Source organism: Streptomyces sp. NBC_01092, from assembly GCF_045039535.1.
Classification (GTDB): domain Bacteria; phylum Actinomycetota; class Actinomycetes; order Streptomycetales; family Streptomycetaceae; genus Streptomyces.
Genome location: NZ_CP108659.1, coordinates 5,208,817 through 5,225,951 on the forward strand (window position 1 = coordinate 5,208,817; position 17,135 = coordinate 5,225,951).

Sequence of the window (17,135 nt, forward strand, 5' to 3'; positions counted from 1 at the left end):
ACCTACACTGGTCGTATGACGACTCGCTGGCTCACCCCCGAGGAGCAGCGCGCCTGGCGCGCGTACATCGGCGCCGTCCACCTCATGGAGGACGCCATGGACCGGCAGCTCCAGCAGGAGACCGGCATGCCGCACATGTACTACTCCATCCTCTCCACCCTGTCCGAGTCCCCGGAACGCCGGCTTCGGATGACCGATCTCGCGGAACGGCTGAAGATCACCCGCAGCCGGCTGACGTACGCCGTGACGCGGCTGGAGAAGGACGGCCTGGTCCTGCGCGAGAACTGCGACTGGGACAAGCGGGGCAGCATCGCGGCGCTGACCGACGAGGGCATGACGGTCCTGGAGGGCGCGGCGCCGGGCCATGTCGAGACCGTGCGGTCGATGCTCTTCGACCGGCTGAGCCCGGAGCAGGTCGGGCAGCTGGAGGAGATCTTCACCCAGGTCAGCGAGGGCTTCCAGGGCGACAGGGCGCATGCCACCGCGGAGGACGTGCCCTGGCGGCGGCGCTCCGGCAAGCCCTGTTCATGACCTGGACCACAATTTCTGTTGATTCAAATTTAAAGCATGGGGTAGGGTCCTGAACCGAGGACCTGCTTCAAATCTGAAGCAGACACCCACGTACGGAACCCGGAGAACCCGCATGCCCGACTTCACCGCCGCCGCCACCCAGCGCGCCCGCGTCCGGGTCCCGCTGCGCTTCCAGGACGGATACGCCGTCGACGCCGAACTGGTCACCTTCCACGGCCTGGCCGACGGCCTGGAACACGTGGCCGTCGTCCTCGGCGACCCGGCCCCCGGCACCACCCCGCTGGTCCGTCTGCACTCCGAGTGCCTGACCGGCGACGTCTTCGGCTCGGCCCGCTGCGACTGCGGCCCGCAGCTGCGCGAGGCCGTCGAGCGCATCGCCGAGCGCGGCGGCGTGCTGCTGTACCTGCGCCAGGAGGGCCGCGGCATCGGGCTCTACAACAAGCTCGACGCGTACGCCCTCCAGGACGAGGGCCTCGACACCTACGCCGCGAACGCCGCCCTGGGCCTGCCGGAGGACGCCCGCGACTACACGGCGGCCGCCCAGATGCTCACCGCCCTCGGCATCGGCGAGCTGGACCTGCTCTCCAACAACCCCGACAAGGCCGACCAGCTGCGCGCCCTCGGCATCGAGGTCCAGGGCCGCGTCCCCACCGGCGTCTTCGCCACCCCGGACAACGTCCGCTACCTGCGCGCGAAGGTCCTCCAGACCCAGCACACCCTGCCGCTGGCGGACCTGGCGGGGCTGACCGCGGGCTGAGCGACGGCAACGACAAGGGGCGGGCGCCCGGCATCGGACGCCCGCCCCTCAGTCATCGGTACGACGGCTACGGCGTGACCTTCTCGATCGTCACCCCGCCCACACCCGCGGTCGTCCCGCGCGTGTTCACCAGCCGCACCTCACCGAAGAGCTGCCGGCCCTCGGGCACGGCCCGTGCGACGGTGACGTCGGCCGCCACCTTCGCCGAGTCGCCCGTCGCGAGCTTCACCGGCGTCGACTCGTCGACCTTGACCGAACCGAGCGCGGAGGAGAAGTACGCGTCCCGGTAGTCGTACGCGGTCGAGCCGGACGGCACCTCGAAGCCGGCCACCTCGACGGTGTACTTGCCGGCGGCCGGGTCGGCGATGGAGACGGACTCGTCGGCGTCACCGTCCGCGGACTGGCCGACCAGCTTGCCCTGGGCGTCGTACACCGACAGGTCGAGGTCGGCGCCCAGGTCCGAGACGTTGCCGATGGCGACGTCCAGCGAGGTGGTGCCCTCGGGCACCTCGATGGTGCTGGTGTGCGTCTCGCCGCCGGCGATGGTCGGCCGCGCGGTCTTCGACGAGCCGAGCGCGCCGCCCTTGAGGCTGCCCTCGACGGACTCCAGCTTGTTGGTCACCGTCCAGGACGCGGCGACCGGCGAGCCGACCTTGGCCTCCGGCACCTTCACGGCCTCCGGGTCGAAGGACGCGCCGTACACCGTGGCGTTCAGCTTGAACGGGTTGTCCAGCAGCGGCGACGTACGGCGCGAGTCGACCTCGATCTCCCAGACGCCGGGCTGCGGGTCGGCGTAGGCGGCGATGTCCGTCGTGTCCGGGTCGTCGTCGGCGGCCGTGACGCCGTACGGGCTGATGGCGCTGAACTTCGTCAGGCTGCCCTCCTTCAGCCCGCCGAGCGTGACCTGGAGCGACTTCGTGCCCTCGGGGACGGTGACGAAGTACGACCTGACGTTGTTGCGCTGCACCGAACCCGAGGCGGTGAAGGTGTGCTTGGCCGGGGTGGAGACCACGACGGTGGTGAGGATCTGCTTGTCGACGCCGACCGTCCTCGGGTCGTCGGCCTCAAGGATGGCGCTCTTGATGCCCGCGTTCTTCGGCGCGGCCTGCACCTTGACGGTGACCGCCTTGTTCAGCGGCAGGTCGACGACCCTCGGGCCGACGATCGAGAAGGTGCGGGCCTTGTTGTTCGCCAGCCGCAGGGTGTGCGGGAGCGAGCCGGCGGGGCCGGACGTACGGGTGATGGTGACGTCGTACGTCTTCTTCTGGCCGGCCTTCAGGCCGCCCTCGCGGTCGTACAGGCCCGTGCCGAAGCCCGGCGTCTTCAGCGCCTGGTCGAGCGCGGTGTCGACCGGGGCCTTGACGGCGTAGTCGTGGGCGGTGGCGCCCGCCTTGACGGCCTTCCAGGCGTCGAGGACGTCGATGCGGCCGGCGCCCTCCTCGTAGGCCTGAAGTCCCTCGATGTGGTGGGCGGTCGAGGTGAGGGCGGTGCGCAGCTTCTCGGGCGTCAGGTCGATGCCCTTTGCCTTGGCGGCGCTCAGCAGCAGCGCGGACGCGCCCGCGGCCTGCGGGGACGCCATCGACGTGCCGTTGTACATGGCGTAGCCGGCCGGCAGCTTCCAGCCCGCCTCGGCGATGGGCGCGCCGGGCATCCAGGCCGGGATGGTGCTGACCGCGGAGCCGGGGGCGACCACGGTCGGGGTGAAGCCGCCGTCCTCACGCGGGCCGCGCGAGGAGAAGTTGAACAGCTGGTACTTGTTCGCCACGCCGGAGCCGTAGTTGGCGGCGAAGGTCTCCTTCGAGACGCCCGCGCCGACCGAGATGACCTTGTCGGCGAGGCCGGGGTCGCCGATGGTGTTGGCGCCGGGGCCGGAGTTGCCGCCGGAGAGCACGAGCTGGACGCCGTAGGTGTCGATGAGCCGTGTGTACAGCTCGGCGCGGGCGTTGTTGCCGTCGTTCAGCGGGGGCAGGCCGCCGATGGACATGTTGATGACGTCGACGCCACGGTTGACGACGAGGTCGATCATGCCCTCGGTGAGCGCGACGTTGGAGCAGCCGGGGCCGAAGATGCAGGCCCGCGAGGAGACGATCTTCGCGCCGGGGGCCTGCCCGTTCATCCTGCCGCCGAGCAGGCCGTTGGCGGCGGTGATGCCGGCCACGTGGCTGCCGTGCGCGCCGGCGGTGAGGCCGATGTTGACGAAGTCGGCCTTCTTGCCGGCCCAGTCCCCGCCCAGCGGGTCCATCGGGACGTCCTTGCGGACCTCCACGACGAAGTCCTGGGTCTCCGGGATGTCCGTGGCCGGGTCGTCGGTGCCGAAGTGGCCGACCTGGTGGCCGTCCTTGTACGGCTTCATCGGGGTGTCGTCGGTGAAGTCGCCGTTGTCGTTCACGTCGACGGTGACCTTGCCGGCCCCGGCGTCGTACAGGACGCCCCAGTCGTCGGTGGTGTCGCCGTCGCGGTTGACGTCACCGTCGGCGTCGCCGTCCGTGACCTTGCCCTGCGCGGTGACGGCCTCCCGGAAGGTGCTGATCAGGTACGCCCCCTCGGGCGCCTTCCAGCTCTTGTCGCCGTAGGTGAAGGCGGGCCCGGAGACGGAGGAGGTCATCGCCCGCCAGGTGCCGTCACCGTCGACGATCGGGTCGGTGGCGGTCACCCAGTCGACGATCTTGCGCTCACCGGTGGTGGTCTTCTGGAGCGCGGGGCTCGCGAGGTCGACGCCGGTGTCGAGGACGCCGATGGTCACGCCCCGGCCGTCCGCCTTCGGGTTCTTCTTCACGAAGTCGACGGCGCCCGTCTCGAAGGACGGGTTGTACGGGTTCTTCGCGGGGGTGTTCTTGTCCGGGCCCGGGTAAGTGGCAGCGGAGGCGGTCGACTTGCCGCCGCTGCCGAGGCTCGGCTCCTCAAGGGGTATCTCCTCGCGCAGGTCGATGGCCTGCACGGAGGAGAGCCGCGCGGCGGCGGTGATGGCCGAGTCCGCCTTGCCGGTCGGCACGGTGGCCCGTACGTAGCCGAGCTTGTCGTACGTACGGCCAACCGAGCCGCCCTTGACCGCGTCCAGCTCCTGGGCGACCTTCTCGGTCTGGCCCGGGGCCGTGACGATCATCATCGTGACGTTCTTGGCGCGCTGCGCCTTGGCCTCGGCGAGGAGGTCGGCGTCGTCCGAACCGAGCTTGTCGTGGGCGGACTTGACGCCGGGGTCGGCCGCGGTGGGGCTGTCTGCGGCGAGGGCGACGGGTATGGGGCCGGCCGCGCAGAGCGCGGCGACGATGCCTGCGGCCACGGCGATACGGGCGACGCGTCTCGCGCTCGATATCGGGGCCAGGTGGGGGGTGGGGGGCATGGCGATCCCTGGTTCTGAAGGAACGTAGGCGACGGCGGCCGGATCGAGCACCTTCGACCGCCGAGGTCCGGAATGTGATCCCGGATGATCGCCCAGCTTCCCTCAAGGGACCGATTTCTGTGGATAGTTCGCGGAGGGGAGATCGCGGGCTGGCGGGAATTCGCCATGCGCCAGGGGGGACTTATCGGGTCGTCCGTGACATTCCTGTGAGTCCGCAGGGTGACGCCGGTGGGGTCACACGGTGGCGGTCGGCTTGACGGCCCGGACGATGGCGGAGTGCATGCCGTCGGCCACGGCATGGGTGGGCGTGACCTCGACGTCGACGAACCCCGCGGCCTCCAGCCCCTCCCGGTACTCGGCGAAGGACAGCGCGCCCGCGATGCAGCCGACGTAGTCACCGCGTTCGGCGCGCTGGGCGGGGGTGAGCGTGTCGTCGGCGACGACGTCGGAGACGCCGATCCGGCCGCCGGGCCTGAGCACCCGGAACGTCTCGGCGAAGACGGCCGGCTTGTCTACGGAGAGATTGATGACGCAGTTCGAGATCACGACGTCGATCGTGTTCGCGGGCAGCGGGACGGCCTCGATGGCGCCCTTGAGGAACTCGACGTTCTCCACTCCGGCCTTCTCGGCGTTGGCGACGGCCAGGGCGAGCATCTCCTCGGTCATGTCCAGCCCATACGCCTTGCCGCCGGGGCCGACCCGGCGGGCGGAGAGCAGGACGTCGATGCCGCCGCCGGAGCCGAGGTCGAGGACGCGCTCGCCCGCACGCAGTTCGGCGACGGCGGTGGGGTTGCCGCAGCCGAGGGAGGCGGCGAGGGCTTCGGCGGGCAGGGCGGCCCGGTCGCCGGCGGGGTAGAGGGTGGAGCCGAAGTTGTCGTCGACCTCTACGGGCTCGGGGCCACAGCAGGCGGTGCCGGAGCCGCAGCAGGCGCTGGCGCCCTCGGTGACTTGCAGGGCTGCGGCGGCGTAGCGCAGGCGGACGGATTCGCGCAGGTCGGTGGACTGGTCACTCATGACTCTTCTCCCGATCAAGCTTTACTGACGTCGCTGTATTGACGTTCTTTGATGCAACCTTGCGTCTTGTATCGAAGGATGTCAACATAGAAGCATGTCGAAACAAGAGCTGGTGGTGCTCGACCGGGACGCCTCCGCCGCCTGCTGCACGGGACTGGCCGGCGCACCCCTGGAGTCGGACCGCGCCACCGAGCTGGCGAAGCAGTTCAAGGCACTGGGCGACCCGGTGCGGCTCCGCCTGCTGTCGATGATCGCCTCGGCCTCACAGGACGGCGGCGAGGTCTGCGTGTGCGAGCTGACCCCGGCGTTCGAGCTGTCCCAGCCGACGATCTCCCACCATCTGAAGCTGCTGAGGCAGGCGGGCCTGATCGACTGCGAGCGCCGAGGGACGTGGGTCTACTACTGGGTGCTGCCCGACGCCCTCGACGGGCTCGCACTGTTCCTGAGAACACCGCAGGCCGCCGGAGCGCCCGCGTGAGCGCGCCACTGGCCCGGCGGGCGGCGGCCGAGGCCGTCGGTTCGGCAGCCCTGGTCGCGGTGGTCGTCGGCTCCGGCATCCAGGCCACCGAGCTGTCCCGGGACGTCGGCGTGCAACTGCTGGCCAACTCGCTGGCGACCGTCTTCGGCCTGGGCGTACTCATCGCACTGCTGGGCCCGGTCTCGGGCGCCCATTTCAATCCGGTCGTCACGCTCGCCGTCTGGTTCACCGGCCGCCGGGGCGGGGAGGGACTGACGGGACGGGACGTGGCCGCGTACGTTCCGGCCCAGGTCGTGGGGGCAGTCGGGGGCGCGGTGCTGGCCGACGCCATGTTCGCGAGGCCGCTGGTCGAGTGGTCCACGCACGACCGCTCGGCCGGTCATCTGTGGCTGGGCGAGGTCGTCGCCACCGGCGGCCTGGTGCTGCTGGTCCTCGGCCTGTCCCGGATCGGCCGCGATCGGCTCGCCCCCGTCGCGGTGGCGTCGTACATCGGCGCGGCGTACTGGTTCACGTCATCGACGTCCTTCGCGAACCCGGCGGTGACGGTCGGCCGCGCTTTCACCGACACCTTCGCCGGAATCACACCCGCGTCGGTCGCGGGCTTCGTGGCGGCGCAGTTGGTGGGCGGCGTGCTCGGACTGACGCTGGTGGCGGGGGTGTTCGGGCGGCGGGGGACGACACCCGTGCCGGCGACGGCCGGCGACCGCCAGGAGGGGACGGACCTCACCATGCCTTCCCTCCCCTGACCGGGCCGCCACGACCACCGCCACCGCCACCGGACACCCGAAAGAGAGTCGCCGCCATGAGCAACACCCCCGCCGAACGCCCCTCCGTCCTCTTCGTCTGCGTCCACAACGCCGGCCGCTCTCAGATGGCCGCCGCCTTCCTCACGCACCTCGCCGGTGACGCGGTCGAGGTCCGGTCGGCCGGTTCCGCGCCCGCCGACACGGTGAACCCCGCTGTCGTGGAGGCGATGCGGGAAGCCGGCATCGACATCTCCGCCGAAACCCCGAAGATCCTGACCACCGAGGCCGTCCGGGCCTCCGACGTCGTGATCACCATGGGCTGCGGCGACACCTGCCCCGTCTTCCCCGGCAAGACCTACCTGGACTGGACGCTGGACGACCCGGCGGGCCAGGGCGTCGACGCCGTACGGCCGATCCGCGACGAGATCTCGCGCCGGGTCCGAGGCCTGCTGGCCGACCTGGGCGTGACGGGCTGACGGGCTGACGCAGGGCGGCCACTCAGCCCAACTGCACCCGGTCGATCAACCCCGCCTCGGTGAAGGCGGCCACCAACTCCTCCCGCCCCTCGGTGAAGTGGGCCCAGCTGTCGAAGTGGACGGGGACGATCCGCCGCGCCCCGAGGATCTGGGCGGCTTCCACGGCCCCTGCGCTGTCGAGGGTGAGCAACTGCCCCTCGAACGGGCCGGGGCGGGCGGCCCCGGCGAACAGCACGGCGAGGTCCACCGGCCCGAACCGCTCGGCGACCTCCTTGACGGGCCCGAGCTGGGCGTTGTCCCCGCTGACGTAGACGGTGGGCAGCCCGTCCCCGGTCAGCACGAACCCGACGACCTGACCGATGACCGGTTCGAGCTCCTCGCGCTCGCCCGGGCCATGCAGCGCGGGCACCCCGGTCACGGTGATCACGCCCCCGCCCGGCCGCTCCACCTCCACGGACTCCCAGTCCGCCAGCCCCCGGGCGGCACCGCCCAGCCGCCCCGCCCCGCTCGGCGTGGTCAGGGTGAGCGGCACATCGGCGAGCAGCGCGCGTCCGGAGACGTCGAGGTTGTCGGGGTGCTCGTCGTGCGAGAGCAGCACCACGTCGATCCGCCCGAGTTCGGCGGGCGAGGCGGAGGCGGCGGCGGTCTTGGTCAGCGCCCGACCGCCGCCCAGGGGGTAGTCGCCGGGGCTGTCGAAGGTGGGGTCGGTGAGGAGTCGCAGACCGCCGTACTCGATGAGGGCGGTGGGACCACCGAAGACACGGACGGGGACGGGGGCGGGGACCTGCTCACTGGTGGTGCGGGTGGTGACCATCGTCAGACCTCACGGTTGAAGAAACATCTATCCGTGAGACGCACGTTAGCCGCACCTCACGGACAGAAGCAAGAAATACCGTGAGAAGACGAAGCGAAGCCGCCCCCGAGGGGGCCCTCTCCGCGTGGAGGGCGTGAAGCCGTGAGGATTCTGCGGCACTTACGCCATTCCGCTTGTGCGCACCATTGGCCCGTTGGTAGCCAGATCACATGACGGGGGACGAATCCACAGTCTTCGGCGCGCCTCGACGACGTCAGCACAGGCCTCTGGGCTGGGCCATGCGTCTGGTCGGCAGCTTTCTGACGCTCTTCGGCGCTCTGTTCTTCATCGCGGGCTTCAGCCGCATGCGGACGATCTTCTCGCCACTGGGCACCACCGACCCGCTGTGGTACCGCGTGTTGACCGTGGGAGCGATCGCCGCGGCCGGCGCCGTGTCGCTGCTCGGTGGCCGCCGGCTCAGACGGCGCGGGCGCCGCCACAGTGTTCCGGTGCTGCGGACGATGGCCGACGCGAAGCGTGCTCCCTACGTGTTGTATCTACGGCCCTTCACGTCGGACGCGACGGGGGCGACCATGCCGCACGCCTTCAGCCGGTTCCAACGCGTGGGAGGTTCACTCGTCGACGCCAGTACGCGCACCGTCGAGGAGCGCATCTCCCGTGCCTTCGGCACGCTGGCGCGGGTCATCGCGGTGGGTCAACCGGACGAAACACTCCCCTTGCTGGGAGCCGCGCGGCTGTATCTGCCGTTGAACGACTGGCAGCCGTCGGTGGCCTCACTCATCGATGACGCTCGTCTGGTGCTCCTCGCCTCAGGTACCTCGGAAGGAACGCTGTGGGAGCTGAGGAGGTGCTTACAGCGCCGTGCGCCGCAGACGTTGCTCATCTCGATCTATACCGATGAGAGTGAGTACGACGCGTTCCGGGAGAAGGCAGAAGCGATCTTCCGGGAAGAGGCGGAAGCCCTACGACGCGGGAGCGGCGCCGACTGGCATCCGCCACGGCTGCCCGCCTATCCACCGGTCAGCAACCCACACGGCGTCAAATGGCTTCCGGTGCCTCGTGGCTACATCCGCTTCGACGCGGACTGGACCCCTCATTTGATCAGGCTCGACCCGACCTCCGTCCGAGGGTGGACGGAGGAGGGCCGCAACCGCAGGATGAACCGCGAGCAGTTGGTGCCGTTCATGGAGAGCGTGATCCGTGAGCTGTTCGATGCGGAGGACGCGGCGGATCAGGCTGACGCGGGCCGCTGCATGACGGTCGCCGAGCTGGAGTCGGCGCTGCGCGCGGTGCGGTCCGACGGGGCGACGGACGAGACGCCGCTCAGTGTCCTGATGTCGGGAACGGGGCGGTTCCTCGGCATTGGCGGGGAGGCGGACGAGGCGGCGGGAGGCGGAGACATGCCTGGCGGTCCGGACCTGCCGCCCAGCGCTGATGGGGCCGCGCCCACGACGCGACCGATCGCGCAAGCAGGAGGGCGGCCGCCCTTCACCATCGATCTGCCGTTGCTGTACGCGGAGGAGATCCTGCGGGAGAGGAGAGCCGCGGGCGCTACGGACGTGGATACGCTCCAAGTGGAGTTCAGCCCCCGAGGACGACTGCGCGGGGTGGGTCACCACTCGGGCGGGCAGGCAGCGGGGGAACCCTCCGTCCTGGCCGATGAGAGCGGTACGGGGCATTGACCACCGCCCGAGCGGTGCTGGGTCCGCGCCCGATGCCGACGACGGTGATCAGCCGCAGTGCCAACCGGTCCGCCGCTCGTGTTCGCCGAGCGAGGTAAGGGCCGCTTTCATGCCGGGCAGCAGGGCGACGAACAGGTTCCGTCGCGGATCACCGCGGGTGCTCATGACAGGGGTGAGCGTGGGAGTCCAGTCCGCGTCGAAGTGAATGACGCCCCGCACCGGTTCCCAGTCGCTGCGATCCAACCACGGTGGGCAGGGCGGCAGCCTGGATCCCGGCAGGCGCGGCGAGGGATACGCCCCGGGCGTCGTCGTCCTGTTCAGGTGCGGTGTCGCATCGATCTCCGTACGGATGCGCTCGTAGTCGCCCTTGTCCATGGAGGGCAGAAAGAGGACGAGCCGCTGTGGAGGCAACAACCTCAACGCCTCGGCCAGCTCCCACATCGTTCCCTCGCTCGTCCCCAGAGTGAGGACGGTCAGCCGGGATCGGCGCATGAGTTGGTGTACCGGCTCCTGCCATGCCTCTTTCGGCGTCCTGGGCAGATACATGCGCACCGCTCCCACATGCGGCAGCCTCTCGCCCGGCGCTCCGACGGCGATCAACGGCCCGACCGGCCGCAGGACATCGGCGATCTGTTCCTCGGCCGAGCGTCCGGACAGGACGAATGACGGTCCGCCCATGGCGCCCGGCAGCGGGATGTCGTGGATGGCGGTACGACGCCGGTCGTCGTCGAAGGGCCGTAGGTACAGGGTGTAGGAGCCTGCACCGAGGATCCGGGGGGAGGGAATGATCCGGGCCCGGTGCCTACGCGCCACGAGAAACGTCTTCCTGCCCTGGGTGAAGAGGGCACCGCCCCCGATCATCAGCGTGAACGCGATGTAGATGACCCACCAGGGCTGTTCGACGGAGTCCATCATGACGGACATCGCGCCGAGCGTCAGGGGCACGCCGGCAAGGCAGCACAGCCAGGCCGCCGGCCACAGCAGAGCCCCCACCCAGGTCTTCTCACTGACAGGCAGGGAAGGAAAGTCACGCGCCCGCCGGGTTCGGGCCAGGACCAGGACCTTGTGGCCGTAGCCCGTGACGAAGAGCCCCGTCACTCCCAGGAGGAACCCGTTCGACACCAGCCATTCGGGATAGGAGTCCTGGTCCGACAAGACCACCGTCGGGACGCATGTTCCCGCCAGGCCGACGAGGAGCAGCAGATACCCCAGGGCTCGCAAACCTGCCTGGCGCGGTACGGCAAGCTGTCGTTCGCCCGGAGCGCCGGGCGTGACGGACAGCGCTTCGCCGGCCTCCTCCCGCGCTGTCTCGGAGGGCGGCGTGGTGAGGGGGTACCGGAAGTCCCACCACCCGAACCAGCTGAGCCGCGCGCCCTGCTGAGGAAGCCAGAACACCACCGCCAGAAGCAACGTGGCGACCGGTAACGCGTGCGTCCACCATCTTTCCCACCACTGCGGGAACTCCTTGCTCGCGCCCCACGGGATGGCTACGAAAGCCACGGCCAGCAGGACCGGGAAGGCCGTCTGGAACAACAGTCCCGCGAGCTGCAGCCGCAGCCGACGTCCAGTGAGGCCGACGAGCGCCAGCATGGCAACGCTCCAGATCAGCACGAAGCGCAGTGCCGAGGTCGGCGTTACGTCAAGGGCCAGGCTGGTGTTCATGGGTGACGCGTGTCCCAACCTTGTCGCTCGGCGGACGGACTGTCTCCGGATACGCCAGTGGACCACAAGTCCCTTCTGCAAACGCCCAGTTACTCGGAAGAGGTGGGGGGCATGCTTGGGGCATGAGCGACACCGGGGACGCGTTGTGGAACGAAGCCGTCGATCCCTCCGACTACGCGGAATCGAATGACCGCTACTGGCAGGTATTGCTCGAGCAGTACAAGCTCTGTGTGGAGATGGCCGACAGGGTCAGCGCCCGACGCAGTCTGACCAACACGTTCTTCCTGTCGCTCAACAGCGCGGTGGTGGCAGTGGTGGCCGCGGTTTCCGGGAGGACGTTGGCCGACATGTCGGTGCTGCTGCTCCTGGCCGGGCTGGTGATCCTGATCGCCCAGTGCGTCGCATGGTTCGTCATCGTGCGCTCGTACCGGCAGCTCAACACCGCCAAGTGGGCGGTGATCGGGGCCTTCGAGGAGCGGTTACCCGCGTTCGCCTACTCCCGAGCGGAGTGGGGGGCACTCGGTGAGGGCCGCGACTGGCGCAAATACCTGCCCCTGACCCATGTCGAGCAATGGGTCCCCGTCATCTTCTCCGTCTCCTACGTCATGGGCTTCTGCGCGCTGGCCACTCCCTGACATGCCTACCGTGAGCCACGCGATGGCCCACGGTAGGATCCGCCGATCGTTGGCGGACGGACAAGGGAGGGCGAGGACCATGACGACGATCGCGGTGACCGGGCACATGGACCTGACCGAGGACAGCGTCCCTCTGGTCCGCGCCGCCCTGGACGTCCTGATCAGGCGATACGCCGATGACGGCGACCTCATCGGTGTCTCCTGCATCGCCAAGGGTGCCGATTCCCTGTTCGCCGAAGCCGTCCTCGCGGCCCGGGGACGTCTGACCGTGGTCATCCCCTCCAAGGACTACCGGCGAACAGAGGTCAGCTCCGACCAGGCCCCGCTCTTCGACCGTCTGCTCGATGCCGCCGAGGAGGTGCTCGTCCTCCCCCATGAGACAGCCGACCGGCAGGCGTACGAGGCCGCCAACGCCGTACTCATCGAGCGCGCCGACCGACTCGTCGCCGTATGGGACGGCGAACCGCCCAGCGCGGCGGGCGCAGGCACTGCCGACACGGTCCGCGAAGCACGAGCGGCGGGTGTCCCCGTGGACGTGGTGTGGCCCGACGGAGCCGCCCGCGCCGGGTGACGAAAGGGCCGTCCTGTTACTACAGCGGCCCAAGGATCTCCTCGGACTCGATGAGCCCCTGCTCGCTGGGAGCCTCACCGTCACCGAAGACGCGGGCGGCCTGCCGGGCCCGGAATTCGAGATGGGCCTCGGCCGGCCTGGCGTAGCCGTAGCGGGTTCGGGCTTCCGCGGGGGTCAGTACCTCCTCGTTGCGGGGAGGAATGCCGAGCTTCACCGGTGCGATCACTGCGACCGTGGAGGGAGACAGCCTTGCTATCAGGTGCAGTTCGACCCTGGGGTTGAGGTGGGCGAGCGCGAACGCCGCCTTCATGACGGGCACGATGAGCATGTCGAGGAGGCGTGACTGCCGGATCCCGGCCATCTCGCGCATCCAGCGCGGCATGGTGGCGATCGTGGCGATCCGCTGAGCCCTCGCGACAGCCAGGGTCGCCGGCTTCGCCCAGCGCGGCGTCGGCGGAAGGACGAGCTCGCTCCTGAGCAGGTGGTTCATGGCCTGGCGGGCGATCGGGCTGGCGGACAGCTGCGGGCGCATCCGCTCGAAGTACGCACGGACGCCGGCACGGTCACGGGGGATGTCGTCGGGGGAACACGTCTGCAGCTCCGCGGCGACCGCGCATGCCTCCCAGTACTCCTTCTCCTCCTGCGCGGTGAGCTTGCCGGGCCCGTACTTCTCGTAGGCGTAGAGGATCGAGTGCCAGCCGGTGAGCTGGATCCACAGCTGCGAGGCGGGGTCGTTGGCGTCGTAGGCCCCACCGCCGTACGGCAGCTTCCCGATCGCCTTGGAATGCACCTTGACCAGAATGTCCGCGGCCTTGCACACCTCCCGCGAACCGGCGAAGGCCACCATGGCGAAGTAGCGCAGGGTCCGGTCGTAGCGAGTGCGGGAGCGCTGGTAGATGCCCTGGGTCGCGTGCACGGCGGCCACCAGCGGCGGGTCGAGTTCCTCCACCACCACGGCCCGCTGGAAGCCGACCGTCGGCGCCGTCGGATAGCTCCAGACCTTCCACACCACCGAGCCGGGGCCGAAGAAGCCGTAGTCCTCGTGCGGTTCGACCTCGCCACGCTTCAGCTTGACCATGGAGCCGCTCCTCGTGCGTCCGCGGCGTACGCCGCCGCCCTCGATTACGACACTGCTGTCTTAATTTAAGACACGCGTGTCGTAAACTGCCAAGGTGTCAGCGCCCACATCCTCGGAATCCGCGGAAGACAGGCCACGCAAGCGGCGCCGCTACGCCCCGCGCGTCCCGATCGAGCAACGCCGCGAGCAACTCCTCGACGCCGCCCTCACCGTGATCGTGACCGACGGCTACGACCGCGTCTCCATCGACGCCATCGCCAAGCGGGCCGATGTCGCCCGCTCGGTGGTCTACGGCGCCTTCGAGAATCTCGACGCCTTGTTGACCGCACTGCTCGACCGGGAAGAGACACGCGCCTTCGAACGGCTGCTGGAAACGATCCCCAGCGCTCAGGCCCTGCGCGACCCCACCGCGTTCGCCTCCGAAACAGTGCGCCGGATGTCCGTGATGCTCCACGAGGACCCGGACACGTGGCGACTGATCCTGCTGCCCCCGGGCAACATGCCCACAGCCGTCCGCGACCGTATCGAGGCGGACAGAGAACGATTCCGCCTCCGGGTCGAGCAATGGATCTCCCTGGCCCTGACCGCCCGGCGCGCCCCGAATCCCGACCCGCAACTCGACCCGCAACTCGACCCGCAAGTCATCGCCCACGCACTCGTCGCCTGCGCCGAACACTTCGGCCGCCTCGCCCTCACCCATCCCGGCAAGATCGACCCGACCCGCCTGATCGGCCAGGTCCAGCTGATCCTCGGCGCCATCTGGCCACCGACGCGATGACGGCAGGTCAGCCGAACGCCGGTCGGTGAACTCCCGCGGCGGGACGACCTGGTTCAACTGGACCCCGTACGAAGACCACGGCCCGGGCGCCGAGTTGCTCGCTCTGCCCGCGGGCGGGCGCGTCCTGCATCTGGGCTGCGGCAAGGGCGGCAACGCGGCACACCTGGCCTCACTCGGCATGCAGGCCGTCGGCGTGGACGTATCCCAGGTGCAGCTGCAGGCGGCGGCCGGCTGGTGTTCTGGCTGCCGAATCGTCCGCCGCAGCCGGAGCCGATCCGCAGCCCACGACCACATGCGCTCACGCATCGCTCGCGCACAGGCCCGAAAACGAGTCAGCGCCCGAGCCAGCCGAAGCCGACCCGGACGCTGCGCAGCAGGTCAGAGGGGGTACCCCCGTCACCCGCGCCGTAGGCCCTGTGGGACTCGAACCCACAACCAATGGATTAAAAGTCCACTGCTCTGCCAATTGAGCTAAGGGCCCAGGCGATGTTGCCACCCCGAGCATAGCCGGACGCGGCCGCGCTTCCGATCGGGTATCGGGGTCACGGCCGCGTCGGCGGGGGGTGCAGGGCATCGGAATGAGCCCTACCGCACCGAAGTGCTACGGATCCACCGGTTCGGGCGCCCCCGCTCGACCCGCCTCACGGGCGATGGTCCGCTCGTGCTCGGGGTTGAGGAACCAGTGCCGGGCCGAGGCCAGCCACCAGGTGGCGGCGAAGCCGAGGACGACCAGGACGGCGACCGGGGCGTAGTTGAAGGTCTCCCAGGTCACCGGCGAGACCTGCGGCAGCATGAACAGGACCGTGATCACACAGACCCAGCCCACCGCCACCACCCCCACGGCTCCCGACCAGCGGCCCAGATGCCACGGCCCCCGCTCGAACGCGTCCCCCTTGCGCAGCCGCAGCAGCGTCGGGATGACGTACGCGATGTACAGACCGATGACCGCGATCGAGGTCACCGCCGCGTACGCCGTGACGTTGATCAGATACGGCAGGCCGAGGACGAGCGCGCCGCCCGCCGCCAGCCACACCGCCGCGACCGGCGTCCTCGTGCGCGGGCTCACCGTGTGCCAGACGTGGGAGAAGGGAAGCGCCCCGTCCCTCGAGAAGGCGTAGATCATGCGGCTGTTGGCCGTCACGGACGCCATCCCGCAGAACAGCTGCGCTCCGATGACGACGAGGAGGAGCAGCTTGCCCGCCGTCGCCCCCAGCGCGTCGAGCAGGATCTGGGCCGGCGGCGCGCCCGTCGGGGACGTGAGGGCACCCTCGTACGACTGGATCGCGAAGGTGAAGCCCAGCAGCAGCACGAAACCCGCTATCCACGACGTCCAGATCGACTGCACGATCCCCTTCGGGCCGGCCGTCGACGCGTCGTGCGTCTCCTCCGTCATGTGCGCCGAGGCGTCGTACCCGGTGAAGGTGTACTGCGCCATCAGCAGACCCACCAGGACGACGTACACCCCGCTGCCCCAGCCGGTGTTGTTCACGAACTCGCCGAACACGAAGGACGCCGACTGGTGCTCGTCCGGCACGAAGGTCAGCGCGCCGACGATCACCGCGACACCCACCACGTGCCACCACACGCTGATGCTGTTGAGGAGTGCCACGATCCGCACCCCGAAGGTGTTCAGCAGGCCGTGGAGCACCAGGATGCCCGCGAACAGCATGATCGTGCGGCCCGGCGTCACCTCGAAGCCGAACTGCAGGTTCAGATACGCGCCCAGGAAGGACGCGGCCCCGAAGTCGATGCCCGCCGTCACCGCCACCTGGCCCAGCACGTTGAACCAGCCCGTGAACCACGCCCAGGCGGCGGCCGTACGCGGCGGCGCCAGCCGGTGCGCCCAGAAGTACAGCCCGGCGGAGGTCGGGTACGCCGAGCAGATCTCGGCCATCGACAGCCCCACGAACAGGGTCATCAGGCCTACGGCCACCCAGCCCCAGGTGATCACCGCCGGGCCGCCCGTGTTCATCCCGAACAGGTAGAGCGTCAGGCAGCCCGACAGGACCGAGATGATCGTGAAGGAGACCGCGTAGTTGGAGAACGCCGACATACGGCGGGCGAGAACCTGCGTGTAGCCGAGCTGGGCCAGCCGCTCTTCGTCCGAGAGCTTTCCGTCCGAGAGTTTTCCGTCCGACCGCCCACTCACTATGGCGTCATCTGTCATGTACCCAGCGATTCCCTCGCCGGGGACATGACACACGTCACAACTTGGCTAGAAAGAGCCCACAGCCGGCCCTAGAAGAGGCCCTTGTAGCCCTGCCAGCCGCTCGCGATCTTCATGCGGGGCCCGAACGTCCCGTTCCCGTTCCCCGGGTTGCGGTAGAGGTCGCCCGCGCTGTCCTGCACGACCAGGTCGTTCTTCCCGTCCCCGGTGATGTCGCCGACGCCGACCACGGCGTTGTATGACGCCCCCACTGGGAGACGATCTTCACCCGGGCCTTCAGCTTGCCGTTGAAAAGTCAGCGGATGCTAACAACCGCCGCACAGGTAGCGACAGCCGAAGAGGGAGCGGTTGCCCCTCTGCCGTCCCACGACGCACGAAGGGCCCGTACGACCGGAGTCGTACGGGC

General features: G+C 69.5%; 16 protein-coding genes, 1 tRNA gene and 1 pseudogene. 10 read left to right on the forward strand and 8 right to left on the reverse strand.

All coding sequences use genetic code 11. The features are described from left to right. The first annotated feature begins 15 nt into the window (after window positions 1–15). Window positions 16–531, forward strand: a complete 516-nt coding sequence (locus OG254_RS23485) for a MarR family winged helix-turn-helix transcriptional regulator (protein WP_405584993.1) — start codon at window positions 16–18, stop codon at window positions 529–531. Between the two features lie 112 nt (window positions 532–643). After that, a complete protein-coding gene (gene ribA, locus OG254_RS23490) occupies window positions 644–1,288 on the forward strand; it encodes a GTP cyclohydrolase II (protein WP_405584995.1) in 645 nt (214 codons plus the stop codon). A 67-nt stretch (window positions 1,289–1,355) separates the two neighbouring features. Here the strand turns inward: ribA and OG254_RS23495 are convergent, their stop codons facing one another. Beyond that, window positions 1,356–4,628: a S8 family serine peptidase gene (locus OG254_RS23495; RefSeq protein WP_405584998.1), complete on the reverse strand. Its 3,273-nt coding sequence runs from the start codon at window positions 4,626–4,628 to the stop codon at window positions 1,356–1,358. Between the two features lie 234 nt (window positions 4,629–4,862). Then, complete coding sequence (arsM, locus tag OG254_RS23500; protein WP_405585001.1) at window positions 4,863–5,642, reverse strand: arsenite methyltransferase; 780 nt, start codon at window positions 5,640–5,642, stop codon at window positions 4,863–4,865. Between the two features lie 94 nt (window positions 5,643–5,736). Here arsM and OG254_RS23505 point away from each other — a divergent pair, with 94 nt between their 5' ends. The 3 genes from OG254_RS23505 to OG254_RS23515 are packed head-to-tail and all read left to right on the forward strand — an operon-like array spanning window position 5,737 to window position 7,342. Continuing rightward, the gene (locus OG254_RS23505) at window positions 5,737–6,120 is read left to right on the forward strand and encodes an ArsR/SmtB family transcription factor (RefSeq protein WP_405585004.1); all 384 of its coding nucleotides are present in this window, start codon (window positions 5,737–5,739) and stop codon (window positions 6,118–6,120) included. Continuing rightward, on the forward strand, window positions 6,117–6,866 hold the full coding sequence (locus OG254_RS23510) for an aquaporin (protein WP_405585006.1): 750 nt from the start codon (window positions 6,117–6,119) through the stop codon (window positions 6,864–6,866). Before OG254_RS23505 ends, OG254_RS23510 begins: the two co-directional genes overlap by 4 nt. Window positions 6,867–6,922: 56 nt before the next feature. Next, a complete protein-coding gene (locus OG254_RS23515) occupies window positions 6,923–7,342 on the forward strand; it encodes an arsenate reductase ArsC (RefSeq protein ID WP_405585009.1) in 420 nt (139 codons plus the stop codon). Window positions 7,343–7,364: 22 nt separating this feature from the next. Here OG254_RS23515 and OG254_RS23520 read toward each other — a convergent pair whose 3' ends face one another. Further along, window positions 7,365–8,156 carry an MBL fold metallo-hydrolase gene (locus OG254_RS23520; protein WP_405585012.1) on the reverse strand — a complete coding sequence of 264 codons (792 nt, stop codon included), beginning with the start codon at window positions 8,154–8,156 and terminating at the stop codon, window positions 7,365–7,367. 278 nt (window positions 8,157–8,434) lie between these two features. Here OG254_RS23520 and OG254_RS23525 point away from each other — a divergent pair, with 278 nt between their 5' ends. After that, window positions 8,435–9,838 (forward strand): hypothetical protein, encoded by a 1,404-nt coding sequence (locus tag OG254_RS23525; protein ID WP_405585015.1) that lies wholly within the window; start codon window positions 8,435–8,437, stop codon window positions 9,836–9,838. 48 nt (window positions 9,839–9,886) lie between these two features. On the opposite strand, the gene OG254_RS23530 is transcribed toward OG254_RS23525, so the two are convergent. Beyond that, entirely contained in the window at window positions 9,887–11,500 is a 1,614-nt protein-coding gene (locus tag OG254_RS23530) for a hypothetical protein (protein WP_405585018.1), read from the reverse strand. A gap of 122 nt (window positions 11,501–11,622) precedes the next feature. Here OG254_RS23530 and OG254_RS23535 point away from each other — a divergent pair, with 122 nt between their 5' ends. Beyond that, entirely contained in the window at window positions 11,623–12,135 is a 513-nt protein-coding gene (locus OG254_RS23535; RefSeq protein ID WP_405585021.1) for a hypothetical protein, read from the forward strand. Between the two features lie 79 nt (window positions 12,136–12,214). After that, window positions 12,215–12,706 carry a hypothetical protein gene (locus tag OG254_RS23540; protein ID WP_405585023.1) on the forward strand — a complete coding sequence of 164 codons (492 nt, stop codon included), beginning with the start codon at window positions 12,215–12,217 and terminating at the stop codon, window positions 12,704–12,706. A 19-nt stretch (window positions 12,707–12,725) separates the two neighbouring features. Here the strand turns inward: OG254_RS23540 and OG254_RS23545 are convergent, their stop codons facing one another. Continuing rightward, complete coding sequence (locus OG254_RS23545) at window positions 12,726–13,784, reverse strand: oxygenase MpaB family protein (RefSeq protein ID WP_405585025.1); 1,059 nt, start codon at window positions 13,782–13,784, stop codon at window positions 12,726–12,728. 94 nt (window positions 13,785–13,878) lie between these two features. On the opposite strand from OG254_RS23545, the gene OG254_RS23550 reads away from it, so the two are divergent. Continuing rightward, window positions 13,879–14,562, forward strand: a complete 684-nt coding sequence (locus OG254_RS23550; RefSeq protein WP_405585028.1) for a TetR/AcrR family transcriptional regulator — start codon at window positions 13,879–13,881, stop codon at window positions 14,560–14,562. A gap of 25 nt (window positions 14,563–14,587) precedes the next feature. Next, a pseudogene (locus OG254_RS23555) lies at window positions 14,588–14,779 on the forward strand (SAM-dependent methyltransferase); the annotation flags it as partial. A 191-nt stretch (window positions 14,780–14,970) separates the two neighbouring features. Here OG254_RS23555 and OG254_RS23560 read toward each other — a convergent pair. The 3 genes from OG254_RS23560 to OG254_RS23570 form a co-directional block, all read right to left on the reverse strand. After that, window positions 14,971–15,043: transfer RNA gene (locus OG254_RS23560), tRNA-Lys, on the reverse strand. A 120-nt stretch (window positions 15,044–15,163) separates the two neighbouring features. Then, a complete protein-coding gene (locus tag OG254_RS23565; RefSeq protein WP_405585031.1) occupies window positions 15,164–16,729 on the reverse strand; it encodes an amino acid permease in 1,566 nt (521 codons plus the stop codon). Between the two features lie 71 nt (window positions 16,730–16,800). Next, window positions 16,801–16,980 carry an FG-GAP repeat domain-containing protein gene (locus OG254_RS23570; RefSeq protein ID WP_405585034.1) on the reverse strand — a complete coding sequence of 60 codons (180 nt, stop codon included), beginning with the start codon at window positions 16,978–16,980 and terminating at the stop codon, window positions 16,801–16,803. Window positions 16,981–17,135 lie beyond the last annotated feature (155 nt).

Bases quoted from the DNA above. Each gene is read 5' to 3' on its own strand.
- OG254_RS23540 (WP_405585023.1), top strand. From the start codon at position 12,215: ATGACGACGATCGCGGTGACCGGGCACATGGACCTGACCGAGGACAGC.
- OG254_RS23545 (WP_405585025.1), bottom strand. From the start codon at position 13,784: ATGGTCAAGCTGAAGCGTGGCGAGGTCGAACCGCACGAGGACTACGGC.
- OG254_RS23530 (WP_405585018.1), bottom strand. From the start codon at position 11,500: ATGAACACCAGCCTGGCCCTTGACGTAACGCCGACCTCGGCACTGCGC.
- OG254_RS23485 (WP_405584993.1), top strand. From the start codon at position 16: ATGACGACTCGCTGGCTCACCCCCGAGGAGCAGCGCGCCTGGCGCGCG.
- OG254_RS23535 (WP_405585021.1), top strand. From the start codon at position 11,623: ATGAGCGACACCGGGGACGCGTTGTGGAACGAAGCCGTCGATCCCTCC.
- OG254_RS23565 (WP_405585031.1), bottom strand. From the start codon at position 16,729: ATGACAGATGACGCCATAGTGAGTGGGCGGTCGGACGGAAAACTCTCG.
- OG254_RS23520 (WP_405585012.1), bottom strand. From the start codon at position 8,156: ATGGTCACCACCCGCACCACCAGTGAGCAGGTCCCCGCCCCCGTCCCC.
- OG254_RS23505 (WP_405585004.1), top strand. From the start codon at position 5,737: ATGTCGAAACAAGAGCTGGTGGTGCTCGACCGGGACGCCTCCGCCGCC.
- OG254_RS23495 (WP_405584998.1), bottom strand. From the start codon at position 4,628: ATGCCCCCCACCCCCCACCTGGCCCCGATATCGAGCGCGAGACGCGTC.
- OG254_RS23525 (WP_405585015.1), top strand. From the start codon at position 8,435: ATGCGTCTGGTCGGCAGCTTTCTGACGCTCTTCGGCGCTCTGTTCTTC.
- OG254_RS23515 (WP_405585009.1), top strand. From the start codon at position 6,923: ATGAGCAACACCCCCGCCGAACGCCCCTCCGTCCTCTTCGTCTGCGTC.
- arsM (WP_405585001.1), bottom strand. From the start codon at position 5,642: ATGAGTGACCAGTCCACCGACCTGCGCGAATCCGTCCGCCTGCGCTAC.
- ribA (WP_405584995.1), top strand. From the start codon at position 644: ATGCCCGACTTCACCGCCGCCGCCACCCAGCGCGCCCGCGTCCGGGTC.